Raw genomic sequence first — 12,781 nt, forward strand, 5'->3', positions numbered from 1 at the left:
GCTCGTTGAGCACCTTCCGCACAAGAAAGAGCAGGGACCAGCTTTCGGCTCGGCCGCTGCTGCCCATTGATCTAGATCAACGTCGTTCCCGGGATCGTCTGGCCCATCAAGCGATCACGCATTCCTTCAGACGTTGATGTGCAAACCGACCGAATGGAGCGATGGACATGGGTATCCTTTGGACGATCATCATTGGATTTATCGTCGGCGTGGTCGCGAAATTCATCATGCCCGGCGACAAATCCGAGCCCACGGGGTTCATCCTGACGACGGTTTTGGGGATCGTCGGTGCGTTCGTCGCGACGTGGCTCGGTCAGGCCGTGGGATGGTATAAGTTCGGGGAGGGCGCCGGCTTCATCGGCAGCGTGGTCGGCGCCATCATTCTCCTCTTCCTGTACGGGCTTGTTATGGGTCGTCAGGGCCGCGCCTGATCGACCCGAATGATCTTGCTGCGCATGAAAATCAAATTGTCAGTCGTCGCGATGCTCGCGACGATCGTACCGGGAGTCATGTCAGGATCGGCGCGAGCCGCAGCCCTCAGCGATGCCGAGGCGACGTTCCTTGACCAGCTCGTCACCGCATCGGTGGTGCTGGAGCAGCGATGCGACGGTTACGAGGTCGACGGCGCCGGCGGCGTTCAACTCGGCGCCCGGCTTCTCGGCAGCCCTGAGGCGGCGATGGCCATGATCGACGCCTATGCTGCAGCCATCAAGGCCCGCGACGGCGAGACCTACGATCCCGGTAAATTCCGCCCCGAGGTGCGTGAGGCGGCCGGCAAAACGTTCAGGCGCGTCCGGACGGACTTGATCAAGAACCCGACAAGGGGCTGCGCTGACTACGGCGATGCCAGCGTGGACCGCGGTTTGCTGAGGCGGTACTGAACGCGAACAAGCTCTGATTGAGAAGGACCTGTCACTCGCGTCATGCGATCGTCTGTTCCGGGACGTGCATTGCCGTCCCAGGCAACAAGAACAGGGAGGATGGCTATGAAGACGTTAGCGATGTCAGCGTTGATCCTTGCTACCTTGTCGATCGCGCCGGTGAGCGCCGCACCGATCGGTCCCGCGGCTCACCTGAACCCAAACCAAGGTCCGGGATGCTCGCTCTCCGGCGGCGCGGTTGCGAATTGCAAGAACGTCCTCAACTTCAAGTCCTACTACGAGTGCCGCAGTAACCGCATGGAGCGAGGCTGGACGGGCGTTGAGAGCGGCTACTACTGCCGGGCTCTCGACCTCAAATAAGAGCGCGGGTCAGTTCAGAATTTTGGGAGGCCGCCTGCGTTGGCGGCCTCTTCTATCGCGATGAGTGTCAGGCACGCATCCCGATCGCCGGACGAAATGGCGGGCCGTCCCAGGGCTGCGGTGCGGCGGCATAGCGGTCGAAGCGCATTGTGTGGCTGGCGAGCCCCTGGCTCAACACGCGCAGGCTGTTCGCATAGCCGAACATCGCTATGAGCGGTACCGTCGCATCGATCGCGACCGTGTCATCGTCGACGACCCTGGAGTGGGCGGTCCCACGCCGTGATGTCAGGTCGTCAACGATCGATTGTGCGAACGGCGTCGGTGTCACCACTTCGACCTTCATGATCGGCTCAAGCAAGACCGATTCTGCCGTTTGCAGCGCCCTGCGGAACGCGGCATTAGCCGCGATCTCGAAGGCGAGCGGTGAAGAATCGACGTCGTGATACTTGCCGTCGATCAGCTGGACCCTGACGTTCACCACCGGAAAGCCCGCAATCACGCCGCAGGCCAGTACGCTTTCGAGCCCTTTCTCGATCCCGGGCATATATTTGTTCGGTAGCGCATCCACACCAGTCTTGCGTTCAAGCTGGTATCCCGTGCCAGGCTCATTCGGCTCGATGGCAAGCTTGACGGCGGCAAACTCCCCCTTGGGCCCGTAGATCTTTTTGTGAGTGTATTCCGCCTCCGCACGTTTGGTCGGATGCTCGAGAAATGCCACCTGCAGGGCACCAATATTGACGGCTATTCCAGAGGTCCGGTTGAGGGCGTCCATCGCGCTCTCAATGTGGGTTTCGCTCGTTCCCTTCAGGATGATCTGAGCAGAGTCTTGATCGACCGACACGGCGAGCGCTCCGTCCTTGGCGGTGAGCTTCAAGAGCGCAGCAACGAGCTTCTCATGATCGGCCCTGGACTTCGCTTCGATGGCGACGTCAACAAGCAGGGGTGGCGTGCTCACATCATGCGGCATTGTAAGACCTGTAGCGTTGCCTTGGTCTAGCGTCAGCTCTCCTCACCCGCAATCCTCGCCAGATAATCCGACTTGCTGAACTGCATGTGATCCACACACAGCTGCGCCAGCGCCCAGCTGTCGCGGCCCTTCAACAGCTCGATCATCAGCTCGTGCTGGCGCCGCGATTGCGCAAGTCCCTCGCGGTCGGCGAGGTTCTTGGCGCGCATCGGCAGCGTCAGGCTCATGTAGTCCTGGAGCGAGCGGACGAGATAGGGATTGCCGCAGGCCGAGAACAGCGCGAGGTGAAAGGCGTCGTTGGCCTCGTGAATGCCGCGCAAATCCTGCACGTCTGCCTTCGCGCAATATTGCCGTTGCAGCCCAGTCAGCTCGTCGATCAGGGCTTGCGGTGCAGGCAGGGGGATCATCAGCGCGGCCTGTCGCGTCAGCATCTCGCGGACCTCGTAGATCTGCCGGACTTCCTCGGCCGAGTAGAACCGCACGGTGGCGCCGACGTTCTTCTCGCGGCGGACGATGCCGCGGCGCTCCGCATCCACCAGCGCCTGGCGCACGAAGTGCCGGGAGGTGCCGTAGCGCGACATCAGCGCGTCCTCGGTGAGGCGCGCACCCGGCGGCAGGCGGCCGAAGATGAAGTCCTCTTCCAGCCGCGCGACGACGTCGTCCGGATCGTCGCGCCGGACCGGCATGGCGTCTGCGGTGCGAATGTCGGACATGCCCTCAGCCTCCGGCATCTGCCGGTTCGTCTTGTGGAGCAGGGCGAGGCCGGATTGTCAATAATTTGTGTCCGCAGGCAGCGTCTGGAGCCGGAAAGCGCGGCGATCCGGCCCAATCTTATTGACAATCAGGGGGCAGGCTGTAGCACAATGGCAAGCGAGAAGGAGCGGCATGATGACGAGTGGTTTGCGCAAGGGTCTGACGAGCTATGGCGATGCCGGCTTCTCGCTGTTCCTGCGCAAGGCGTTTATCAAGGCCATGGGCTATTCCGACGACGCGCTGGAGCGCCCGATCGTCGGCATCACCAACACCTATAGCGACTACAATCCCTGCCACGGCAACGTCCCGCAGATCATCGAGGCCGCCAAGCGCGGCGTGATGCTGTCGGGCGCGATGCCGTTCGTGTTTCCGACCATCTCGATCGCCGAGAGCTTTGCGCATCCGACCTCGATGTATCTGCGCAATCTGATGGCGATGGACACCGAGGAGATGATCCGGGCCCAGCCGATGGATTCGGTGATCGTGATCGGCGGCTGCGACAAGACCCTTCCTGCGCAGGTCATGGCCGCGATCAGCGCCGATTTGCCGACCGTGGTCATTCCCGTCGGTCCCATGGTGGTCGGCCATCACAAGGGCGAGGTGCTCGGCGCCTGCACCGATTGCCGCCGTCTCTGGGGCAAATATCGCGCCGGCGAAATGGATGATGCCGAGATCGAAGCGGTCAATGGCCGCCTCGCGCCGTCCGTCGGCACCTGCATGGTGATGGGCACGGCGTCGACCATGGCCTGCATGATCGAAGCCATGGGCCTGTCGCTGCCGATGAGCGCGACGATTCCCGCGCCGCATGCCGAACGCTTTCGCCTGGCCGAAGCGAGCGGCAGAGTTGCCGCCGAGATGGCCAAAACCAAGGGGCCGAAGCCGAGCGAATTGCTGACGCCGGCCTCGTTCAGGAATGCGCAGGTCGTGCTCCAGGCGATCGGCGGCTCGACCAACGGCCTGATCCATTTGACGGCAATGGCGCATCGCTCGCCCCACCGCCTCGATCTCGAGGTGTTCGACCAGATCGGCCGCGAAGTGCCGGTGCTGGTCGACCTCAAGCCGTCGGGCGAACATTACATGGAGCATTTCCACCACGCCGGTGGCGTGCCGAAATTGCTGGCGCAGCTCGGCGATCTCGTCGATCTCGACGCGAAGACCATCAGCGGCCAGACGCTGCGCGATGTCGTCGCGAATGCGGAGGACGTGCCGGGCCAGGATGCGATCCGTCCGCGCGACAATCCGATCAAGAAGGAAGGCGGCCTTGCCGTCCTGCACGGCAATCTCGCCCCGCGCGGTGCCGTCATCAAGCAGTCGGCCGCAAGCCCCAAGCTGTTGCAGCACACCGGGCGTGCGGTGGTGTTCGAGTCCGTCGAGGACATGACCTTGCGGGTCGACCATCCCGATCTCGACGTGAACTCCGACGACGTGCTGGTGCTGCGCAATGCCGGCCCCAAGGGGGCGCCCGGCATGCCGGAGGCGGGTTATCTGCCGATCCCGAAGAAGCTCGCGCGCGGCGGCACCAAGGATATGGTGCGCATTTCGGATGCGCGCATGAGCGGCACCGCGTTCGGCACCATCGTGCTTCACATCACGCCGGAATCCGCCGTCGGCGGACCGCTCGCGCTGGTGAAGAACGGCGACATGATCCGGCTGGATGTTGCCAAGCGCAGCATCGAGCTGCTGGTCGATGCCGCCGAGCTGGAGCGTCGGCGCACCGCATTGAAGCCGGCGGCAGCACCCGATGAGGCGCGGCGCGGCTACGCCTGGCTGTTCAACGAGACCATCATGCAGGCCGACGAGGGCTGCGACCTCGATTTCATGCAGAGGACTGGGAAGCAGACTGGGAAGGGGTGACGAACCACCCGAACGAGCGCTCAGACCGCACAAGCGGCGGGCGATAAAACAGGGGGAAACGATGATTGCACGATCCATGCGTGGGTTGGTGGCCATGGCCGCCGTACTTTTCGTCACCGGGGCCGGGGCACAGGAGGTGAAGCATTATCGCTTTGCCTACGATCAGCCGCGCAACACCGGCTATTCCATCGCGGGCGACCTCTTTGCCGACAAGCTCAAGGAATTGAGCAAGGGCACCATGATCATCGATCAATATCCGGGTGCGCAGCTCGGGCAGGAGCCGCAGGTGCTCCAGCTCGTGAAGGCCGGCGACATCGAATTCGCCATCATCTCCTCGGCCAACACCGCGACGATCTCGCCGCAGGCCGGCGTGATGTCGCTGCACTTCCTGTTCCGCGACGAGAACCACGTGGTCAAGGGGCTGGCCGATCCCCGCGTGTTCGAAGCCCTCAAGACCATGATCGACGAGACCACGCAGGGCCTGCACGTGATCGCGACGGGCTCGCAGGGTGTACGCCACATGTACTCCAAGAAGGAGATCCACAATGTCGGCGACATCAAGGGGCTGAAGATCCGCGTCCAGGCGACCGCGACAGAGGACATGATGTTCCCGGCCTACGGCGCCCAGACCGTGCATATGCCGTTCGGCAGCGTCTATACGAGCTTGCAAACCGGCGTCGTCGACGTCGCCGAGAACAGCATCAACGTCTACCTCGTCAACAAGCACTACGAGGTCGCCCCGGTCCTCAACATCACCGAGCACGAGGCCAATAACGCGCTGGTGTTCGTCTCCGACAAGCTCTGGCAGAGCCTGTCGGCCGAGCAGAAGCAGTGGGTGCAGACCGCGGCCAACGAGGTCAGCACGAAAGAGCCGCAGAAGGCGTTCGACCTCGAGCGCACCGCGGCCGACAAGCTGAAGAAGATGGGCGTGAAGATCGTCGACAACGTCGACAAGAAGAGCTTCACGGTGATCGCCGATCCCTATCTCGACAAGCTCGCCAAGGAGCTCGGCCCGCATGCCGAGAAGATCAAGAATTTGATCCGGTCGGTGAACTAGTTACAGCAAAGTCGTCATGCCCGGGCAGAAGCGCGAAGCGCGCCTTCGTGCCAGATGTCCCGGGCATCCACGTTCTTCCTTCGAGCCCGCACCAAGTGCGTGGATGGCCGGGACAAGCCCGGCCATGACGGAAAGCTGCAGCCGGGAGCAACAATGCCCATCGCCGACAAACTGCTGGTGCAACGGCAACGCCACCTGAAATGGCGCTGGCTCGACTGGCTCGAGCTTGCGCTGATGGTTCTGTGCGGCGTGCTCTGCTTCGGCTTCTCGCTGTCGGTCACCGCCGACATCGTCACACGCACCATCGGCCACCCCTGGCTGTGGCTTCAGGAAGTCACCTCGACGCTGTTCATCTATGCGATCTTCGTCGGGACCGCGGTCGCGACCCGACGCAACGATCACCTCTATCTCACCGCGATCTCCGAAGCGATGCACGGCACGGCGCGGCTGATCGTCGAAGTGATCATTCGTCTCGTCGTGCTCGGCGTCGCCTTCTGCCTGATCTGGTACGGCTATCAGAACTATCTTCGCGGCTTCGGCAGCTTTCGCCTGCCGTCGGGCACGCCGATCGCCTCGCTCTATGCGATCATCCCGCTGTCCGGCGTGTTGATCGGACTGTTCACCATCGAGCAGCTCGTCAACGGCTTGCGCAACGGCTTTGACCATCGCGAGCCGCCCGAAGAGGACGGAGCGCCCGTCATCACGGACGTGCAGATGAGGGCGCAGCCGTGAGCGCACCTGTTGTCCTGGCGTTGATGTCGATCTGCTTCCTGTCGTTCGGCTATCTCGGCGTGCCCGTGCCGTTCTCGCTGATGGCCGGCGTGTTCATTGGTGCGCTCCTCTCCGATGTCTCGCTGGCCGCGATCATCCAGAAGATATTTGACGGCGTGGACTCCGAGGCGTTGCTGGCAATCCCGTTCTTCCTGCTGGTCGGCGAGCTCATGAGCTCGGCCAACGTGGTGGTACGAATAGCCAACCTGTCAGTATCGCTGGTCGGGCACATCAGGGGCGGGCTGTCGCAGGTCGTCGTTGTCTTCAGCATGTTCTTCTCGGAAATGTCGGGCTCGACCACTGCCGACGTCGCCGTGATGAGCCGTGCGCTGGGCGGCCCGATGAAGCGCGAGGGCTACGAGCCCGCCTTCATCGCCGCGATCATCGCGTCTGCCTCGACCATCGCGGCGCTGGTGCCGCCGAGCATCACGGCGGTGGTCTATGGCGCCGTCGGCAACGTCTCGATCGCCGGCCTGTTCATGGCGGGCGTGGTGCCTGGGCTGATGATCGGCTTCGGGTTGATGATCTATTGCTACTTCTTCGGCCCTTCCGGCCTGCGCAAGCCGCGCGCGCCGCTGCGGCAGGTGGTGTTCGCCGCGGGTGATGCCGCCCTGCCGCTGATGATCCCTGTCATTTTGCTCGGCGGCATCCTCACCGGCTGGTTCACGCCAACGGAAGCCGGCGTCGTTGCGGTGGTCTGGATTGTCGTCGTCGTGATCCCCGCGCTGAACCGCGGGCATATCAAAAAGATCCCATATGATTTCTGCCTTGCAGGCCTGATCTTCTCGCTGCCGCTGATCACGATCGGCGCCGCCAATGCCTTCGGCTGGATGCTCGCTTACTTACGCGGTGCGAGTTACATCGCCGACATGATCACCTCGATTGCCGGCAACGATCCGCATCTGATCATGCTGCTGATGGTGCTGCTCTTCACCGTGGTCGGTGACTTCATCGAGCCGGTGCCGACCATCATCATCTTCATGCCGCTGGTCAACGCGCTGACCGAGGCCGGCGACATCAACGCCGTGCATATGGGCGTGGTGCTGATCGCCACGCTCGCCTTTGGCCTGATCACGCCGCCATACGGCCTGGTGCTGCTAATGGCCTCGAAATTCGTCGGCATCAGTTTTGCCAAGGCCTTACGCGCCGCCTTGCCGATCTATGTTGTGTTCCTGGCCACGATCGCGTTCGCGATCTATTTCCCGAGCGTGGTGCTGTGGCTGCCGCAGAAAGTGCTGCCGGAATCGGTCGGCTGCTTCAAGTCGCCGGCGGGGACAGGCTACATCTGTCCTAAGTGACGAGCTGCTCGACGCGCCATTGCTCGCCTTCACGGAGGTAGCGAAACGGCGTGCCGTGGCTGTTCTTGAAATAGCTGCCGGCGAGCGATTTCGCCATTCCCTGCATCACCGCGTCGTGGCAGACGAACAGGAAGTCGTCGTCAGGATGACGGTCGTGCCATGCGGAGACGCAAGCCAGCGACCGTTCGGTCATGGCGTCCCAGTTTTCGCCGTCGGCGGGCAGGATCGAGACGAGGCCCGTCGCTGAGTTGACGCCGTGCTTGATCATGAGGTCGCGGACAGGGAGGCCCTCAAAGCTTCCGAAATCGAACTCGATGATGCCGTCATCGATCGAGAGCGGCACTGAGATGGCGTCTGCGATGATCTCGGCCGTTCGGGCTGCGCGCACGAGCGGGCTCGCGACAATTCGGCTGATGCCGGTACCGCGCAACATGTCCGCGGCCTCGTGCGCCTGCGCAAGGCCGTCCGCGTTCAGCGGGTTGTCGGTTCGTCCCTGAAATAGCCCCTGCCTATTCCAGTCGGTCGCGCCGTGGCGCAGGCCGCAGAACGAGCGCGCCGGTGCCGGCACGCTCACTTGCCCTTGCTCGTGAATTTCTTCACGGCGGCGCGGAAATCTTCCGTATTCATCGCCATGATGATCTTGTGCTCCTCGGCATCGAGCTGCTGCTTCACCGGCGTGGTCGCGGCCTGGTAGACCAGCGACTTGGTGCCGGCGATCGCCGCCGGCGGATTCTGCGCCAGGCGCTCGGCGAGTTTTCGCGTGGCCGCCTTCAACTCCGCGGCGGGGACGACCTTCGCAACCAGGCCCCATTCATAGGCCTGCTGCGCGGTAAAATTGTCCTCCGACAGGAAGATCTGGAGCGCACGTCGCGATCCGACCGTACCGACGATCCCGACCGTCGAGCCGCCGTCCGGCGACACCCCGATCTTGGCATAGGCCGGCGTGAACTTGGCATCCTCCGCGGCGATGCAGAGATCGGTGACGAAGGCGAGGCCCATGCCGGCGCCGGCCGCCGAGCCGTGCACGCTGGACAGTGAGATCTTCGGCATGCGCCGGATCATCTCGATGAAGGCGTGATAGTGCTTCAGCAGCTCGCCGACGACCGGCGTGACCGTGCCGGTTTCGGCCGCAGCGCCGATCGTCTGCAGATCGCCGCCAGCCGAGAAGGCGCGGCCTTCTCCTTCGAGCACGACGACCCTGATGTCGTCGGCGCCTTCGAGATAGGCCGCAAGCTGTTCGAGCTTCTGCGCGATTGCAAGGTTGACCGAGTTGAACGCGGCGGGGCGGTTGAGCGTGATGGTTGCGATCGGGCCGTCGATCCGCAGCAGGGCGGGATCATCGGGTTTGGAGACGGGAGCTGGCATCTGGAATATCCCCGGCATGAGGTCGTTGCTGCAACTAAATCGCAGAAGGTCGGGGGTGACAATCCCCGCATGCCGCTCTTGCGCAGGACGGAATGATGGGCTCAAATAGGCCGCCTTCGTTTAGGAACGGACACGAGCGCCGGCTCCTCCTGGGCAAGCCAAGCCAATATCAGCGAGAGAGGAGACGACATGGGTGACGCTCGTGTCTCCGGAAATGGGCTGTTCCAATGACGGGTGGTCCGGTGATCATTGTCGGAGCCGGCCATGGCGGCTACCAGGTCGCGGCATCCCTGCGTCAGGCGGGCTTTTCCGACCGCGTCTGCCTGATCAACGACGAGGCGCATCTTCCCTATCAGCGGCCGCCGCTGTCCAAGGCCTATATCAAGGGCTCGGCCGGGCCGGAGAGCCTGATGTTCCGGCCGGAGAAATTCTACCAGGATCAGAAGATCGAGCTGATCGCAGGCCGCGCAGTGTCGATCGATCGCGCCGGCCACAAGGTGCATCTCGCATCCGGCGAGACGCTGCCTTACGGCCACCTCATGCTGGCCACGGGCGCGCGCAACCGGCTGCTTGATTTGCCCAATGCGAATTTGCCCGACGTGAAATACTTACGCATCCTCGACGACAGCGAGGCGCTGCGACAGATCATGCCGTCGAAGTCGCGTGTCGTGGTGATCGGCGCCGGCTTCATCGGCCTCGAATTCGCGGCCACCGCGCGGATCAAGGGCCTCGAGGTCGACATGCTCGAGCTCGCCCCACGCGTGATGGCGCGCGCGGTGACGGCGGAGGTCTCGGAGTATTTTCAGGCGCGGCATCGCGAGGCCGGCATCCGCATTCACCTCGGTGTGCAGGCAACCTCGATCGAGGCTGAGGGCGGCAAGGTCACCGGCGTTTCCTTGAGCGACGGAAGGCATCTGCCGGCCGACCTCGTCGTGGTCGGTGTCGGCGTGCTGCCGAACATCGAGCTCGCGGCGGAGGCAGGGCTTGCCGTCGCCGCCGGCATCATCGTCGACGAATATCTCTCGACGTCCGATCCTGACATCTCCGCGATCGGCGACTGCGCGCTGTTCGCCAGTCCGCGCTTCGGCGGATCGCAGCGGCTGGAATCGGTGCAGAACGCCACCGATCACGCCCGCTGCCTCGCGGCACGGCTGACCGGCGACCGCAAGGCCTACGACAGCCATCCCTGGTTCTGGAGCGACCAGGGCGACGACCAGCTCCAGATGGCGGGGCTGACCACCGGCTACGACCGCGTCGTGCTGCGCGGCGATCCCGCGAAGAAAGCGTTCTCGGCGTTCTGCTACAAGGGCGACAGGCTGCTCGGCATCGAGTCGGTCAACCGTGCCGGCGACCACATGTTCGGCCGCCGCCTGTTCGGCCTGGAGCGCTCGATCACGCCGGAGCAGGCCGCGGATGAACGCTTCGACCTGAAGAGCGCGCTGGCCTGATCGCCCGGTTTGCGGGGCGAGATGAAGAAAGCGCCGCGCTCTACAAGACCGCGGCGACTTCCGCGGCCGTCGGCATCGACGGCCCGGCGCCCATCCGCTGCACGCTGATCGAGGCGGCCGCGTTGGCGAAAGCGAGCGCGGTACGCAGGGACACGCCCTCCGCCAGCTGCGCCGCAAGCGCGCCGACGAAGCAATCGCCGGCGCCGGTGGTGTCGACCGCCTTCACCGCGCGGCCGGACACCGCGAATTCCTCGCGGCCGGCGAGCGCGAGCACGCCCCGCTTGCCGAGCGTCACGCAGATGGTCTGGTCTTCGCGCGCCTGAAGTTGCCGCGCGACGTCGATGATTGTTGCTGCCTCGTCGCCGTCGGAGAGCTCCACGCCCGCGAGGAAGCCGAGCTCGGTCTCGTTCAGCACGAGGGTGTCGACGAGCGCCAGCAGCTCGGCGGACATCGTTTGCGCCGGTGCGGGGTTGAGCAGCGTCGTGGCGCCGGCGCTACGGGCGCGCTGGAAGAAGGCGGCAATCGTCGGCAGCGGAATCTCGAACTGGCTGACGGCCACATCGCCCTTCGCCAGCGGCGCATCCGCGACGTCATCCGCACTGACCAGCGCATTGCTGCCGGGGATGACGACAATGGTATTGTCAGATTCTGCGACGGTGATGATGGCGGTGCCGCTATGCGTGTCGGCGTCGCGGACGGAGCCGAGATCGATGCCCTGGGCGCCGAGGAATGTCCGGAGCTCGGCCCCGAACGAATCCTTTCCGAGCCGCCCGATCAGCGTGGTCTTCACGCCGAGCCGTGACGCCGCGACTGCCTGGTTCGCGCCCTTGCCGCCAGGAAAATACAGCACCTGCCGGCCGGCGACGGTCTCACCGACCTTTGGATGGCGATCGGCGGTCGCCGCCACATCCATGTTGATGCTGCCGGCGATAAAGACGCGCCCCATGATATGCCCTTACAAAACCCTAGACCCTGACTTCGAACTCGTGCCTGACTTTGGCGATGTCCACAAGGGTCGGCAGCCCGGCCTCGTTGCCGAGGCGCTGGATCTTGAAGGTCGAGGCGGCGCGGGCAAAATCAAAATGCTCGCGCCAGCTTTTGCCGGGGTGGGCGAGGTAGGAATAGACATAGGCGCCGTGGAAGACGTCGCCGGCGCCGTTGGTGTCGATCACGCGCTCGCGCGGGATCGGCATCGCCGGCATGACCTCGACCGCACCCGTTTCATTGTACCAGAGCAGGCCCTTCTCACCCATGGTGACGCCGCCGATCTTGCAGCCGCGGCTCTTGAGGTAGTCGAGCATCTTCTCGGGCGTCAGGTCCATCTGCTCACACAGGCGTTCGGCGACGATGGCGACGTCGATGAATGCGAGCAGCTCATGCGTGTTGGTGCGCAGGCCGCCGCCGTCGAGCGAGGTCAGGATTCCGGCCTCGCGGCAGACCTTTGCATAGTGGATCGCGGCATCGGGCTGATGGCCGTCGATGTGCAGGGCGCGACAGCCACCGAGATTGAGCATCGGGAACGGATGGATGTGCTCGTCGTCGCGGCAGCGGACGATGGCGCGCTTACCGTCCTTGGGCATGATGAAGGACAGCGAGGACTGGTTCACCTTCCGCCCGTGCAGCGAGATCGCGTATTTCGCGCACATGTCCTGGAACATCCGCCCCAGCCAGTCATTGGCCGCCGTGGCGATGAGGTCGGGCACGATGCCGAGCTTGGCGCAGCAGAACGCCGCCGTCACCGCGTTGCCGCCGAAGGAGACCGCGTAGTCCGTTGCCACGTGCTTTTCGTCGCCGGTCGGCATGTGGTCGGTGATGAAGACGACGTCGATATAGGTCTGACCGATAAAGAGAGCCTGCATTGGTTGTCCGTGATGCGCTGGGTGGTCCCGGCCGGCGAGCTTACTCTAACACCGGTTCCGCTCTGGGGACGCTGAAATTATTCGCAAATCTGCCGCCCGAGCGCTTGAGGTCGGCATGGGGCCGGAATACGACCATCACCGGTCCATGCCAAGCCCGGACAAACGCCG

Annotated in this window: 14 protein-coding genes; 8 read left to right on the top strand and 6 right to left on the bottom strand. The window is 63.9% G+C overall.

Going from position 1 to position 12,781, the window contains the following annotated elements:
• Window positions 1-167 precede the first annotated feature (167 nt).
• The 3 genes from HAP41_RS17080 (at window position 168) to HAP41_RS17090 (ending at window position 1,241) form a co-directional block, all read left to right on the top strand.
• Window positions 168-431, top strand: coding sequence for a GlsB/YeaQ/YmgE family stress response membrane protein (locus tag HAP41_RS17080; RefSeq protein ID WP_028146794.1), 264 nt, complete (start codon window positions 168-170; stop codon window positions 429-431).
• A 24-nt stretch (window positions 432-455) separates the two neighbouring features.
• Window positions 456-881 carry a hypothetical protein gene (locus tag HAP41_RS17085; RefSeq protein WP_085404551.1) on the top strand — a complete coding sequence of 142 codons (426 nt, stop codon included), beginning with the start codon at window positions 456-458 and terminating at the stop codon, window positions 879-881.
• 105 nt (window positions 882-986) lie between these two features.
• Window positions 987-1,241 (top strand): hypothetical protein, encoded by a 255-nt coding sequence (locus HAP41_RS17090; protein ID WP_135216299.1) that lies wholly within the window; start codon window positions 987-989, stop codon window positions 1,239-1,241.
• Between the two features lie 67 nt (window positions 1,242-1,308).
• On the opposite strand, the gene HAP41_RS17095 is transcribed toward HAP41_RS17090, so the two are convergent.
• Entirely contained in the window at window positions 1,309-2,208 is a 900-nt protein-coding gene (locus HAP41_RS17095) for a translation factor GTPase family protein (protein ID WP_166099394.1), read from the bottom strand.
• A gap of 32 nt (window positions 2,209-2,240) precedes the next feature.
• Window positions 2,241-2,921 carry a GntR family transcriptional regulator gene (locus tag HAP41_RS17100; RefSeq protein WP_166099391.1) on the bottom strand — a complete coding sequence of 227 codons (681 nt, stop codon included), beginning with the start codon at window positions 2,919-2,921 and terminating at the stop codon, window positions 2,241-2,243.
• A 175-nt stretch (window positions 2,922-3,096) separates the two neighbouring features.
• Here HAP41_RS17100 and HAP41_RS17105 point away from each other — a divergent pair, with 175 nt between their 5' ends.
• The 4 genes from HAP41_RS17105 to HAP41_RS17120 all read left to right on the top strand — a co-directional run bounded on the left by HAP41_RS17105 (window position 3,097) and on the right by HAP41_RS17120 (window position 7,941).
• A complete protein-coding gene (locus HAP41_RS17105; RefSeq protein ID WP_166099385.1) occupies window positions 3,097-4,815 on the top strand; it encodes an IlvD/Edd family dehydratase in 1,719 nt (572 codons plus the stop codon).
• A 61-nt stretch (window positions 4,816-4,876) separates the two neighbouring features.
• Entirely contained in the window at window positions 4,877-5,872 is a 996-nt protein-coding gene (locus HAP41_RS17110; RefSeq protein WP_166099381.1) for a TRAP transporter substrate-binding protein, read from the top strand.
• Window positions 5,873-6,025: 153 nt separating this feature from the next.
• Window positions 6,026-6,604, top strand: coding sequence for a TRAP transporter small permease (locus HAP41_RS17115; protein ID WP_166099376.1), 579 nt, complete (start codon window positions 6,026-6,028; stop codon window positions 6,602-6,604).
• On the top strand, window positions 6,601-7,941 hold the full coding sequence (locus HAP41_RS17120) for a TRAP transporter large permease (protein WP_166099373.1): 1,341 nt from the start codon (window positions 6,601-6,603) through the stop codon (window positions 7,939-7,941). Before HAP41_RS17115 ends, HAP41_RS17120 begins: the two co-directional genes overlap by 4 nt.
• Here HAP41_RS17120 and HAP41_RS17125 read toward each other — a convergent pair.
• Window positions 7,934-8,515, bottom strand: a complete 582-nt coding sequence (locus HAP41_RS17125) for a histidine phosphatase family protein (protein ID WP_166099367.1) — start codon at window positions 8,513-8,515, stop codon at window positions 7,934-7,936. The two genes, HAP41_RS17120 and HAP41_RS17125, sit on opposite strands and share 8 nt — an antisense overlap.
• Entirely contained in the window at window positions 8,512-9,306 is a 795-nt protein-coding gene (locus HAP41_RS17130; RefSeq protein ID WP_166099363.1) for an enoyl-CoA hydratase/isomerase family protein, read from the bottom strand. The genes HAP41_RS17125 and HAP41_RS17130 overlap by 4 nt, the downstream gene beginning before the upstream one ends.
• Window positions 9,307-9,533: 227 nt before the next feature.
• Here HAP41_RS17130 and HAP41_RS17135 point away from each other — a divergent pair, with 227 nt between their 5' ends.
• Entirely contained in the window at window positions 9,534-10,754 is a 1,221-nt protein-coding gene (locus tag HAP41_RS17135; RefSeq protein ID WP_166099358.1) for an NAD(P)/FAD-dependent oxidoreductase, read from the top strand.
• A 40-nt stretch (window positions 10,755-10,794) separates the two neighbouring features.
• Here the strand turns inward: HAP41_RS17135 and HAP41_RS17140 are convergent, their stop codons facing one another.
• Entirely contained in the window at window positions 10,795-11,700 is a 906-nt protein-coding gene (locus HAP41_RS17140; protein WP_166099352.1) for a ribokinase, read from the bottom strand.
• A gap of 19 nt (window positions 11,701-11,719) precedes the next feature.
• Entirely contained in the window at window positions 11,720-12,613 is an 894-nt protein-coding gene (locus tag HAP41_RS17145) for a sugar kinase (RefSeq protein WP_014496984.1), read from the bottom strand.
• Window positions 12,614-12,781 lie beyond the last annotated feature (168 nt).

It is taken from the genome of Bradyrhizobium barranii subsp. apii, from assembly GCF_011516635.5.
Taxonomy (GTDB): Bacteria; Pseudomonadota; Alphaproteobacteria; order Rhizobiales; family Xanthobacteraceae; genus Bradyrhizobium; species Bradyrhizobium barranii.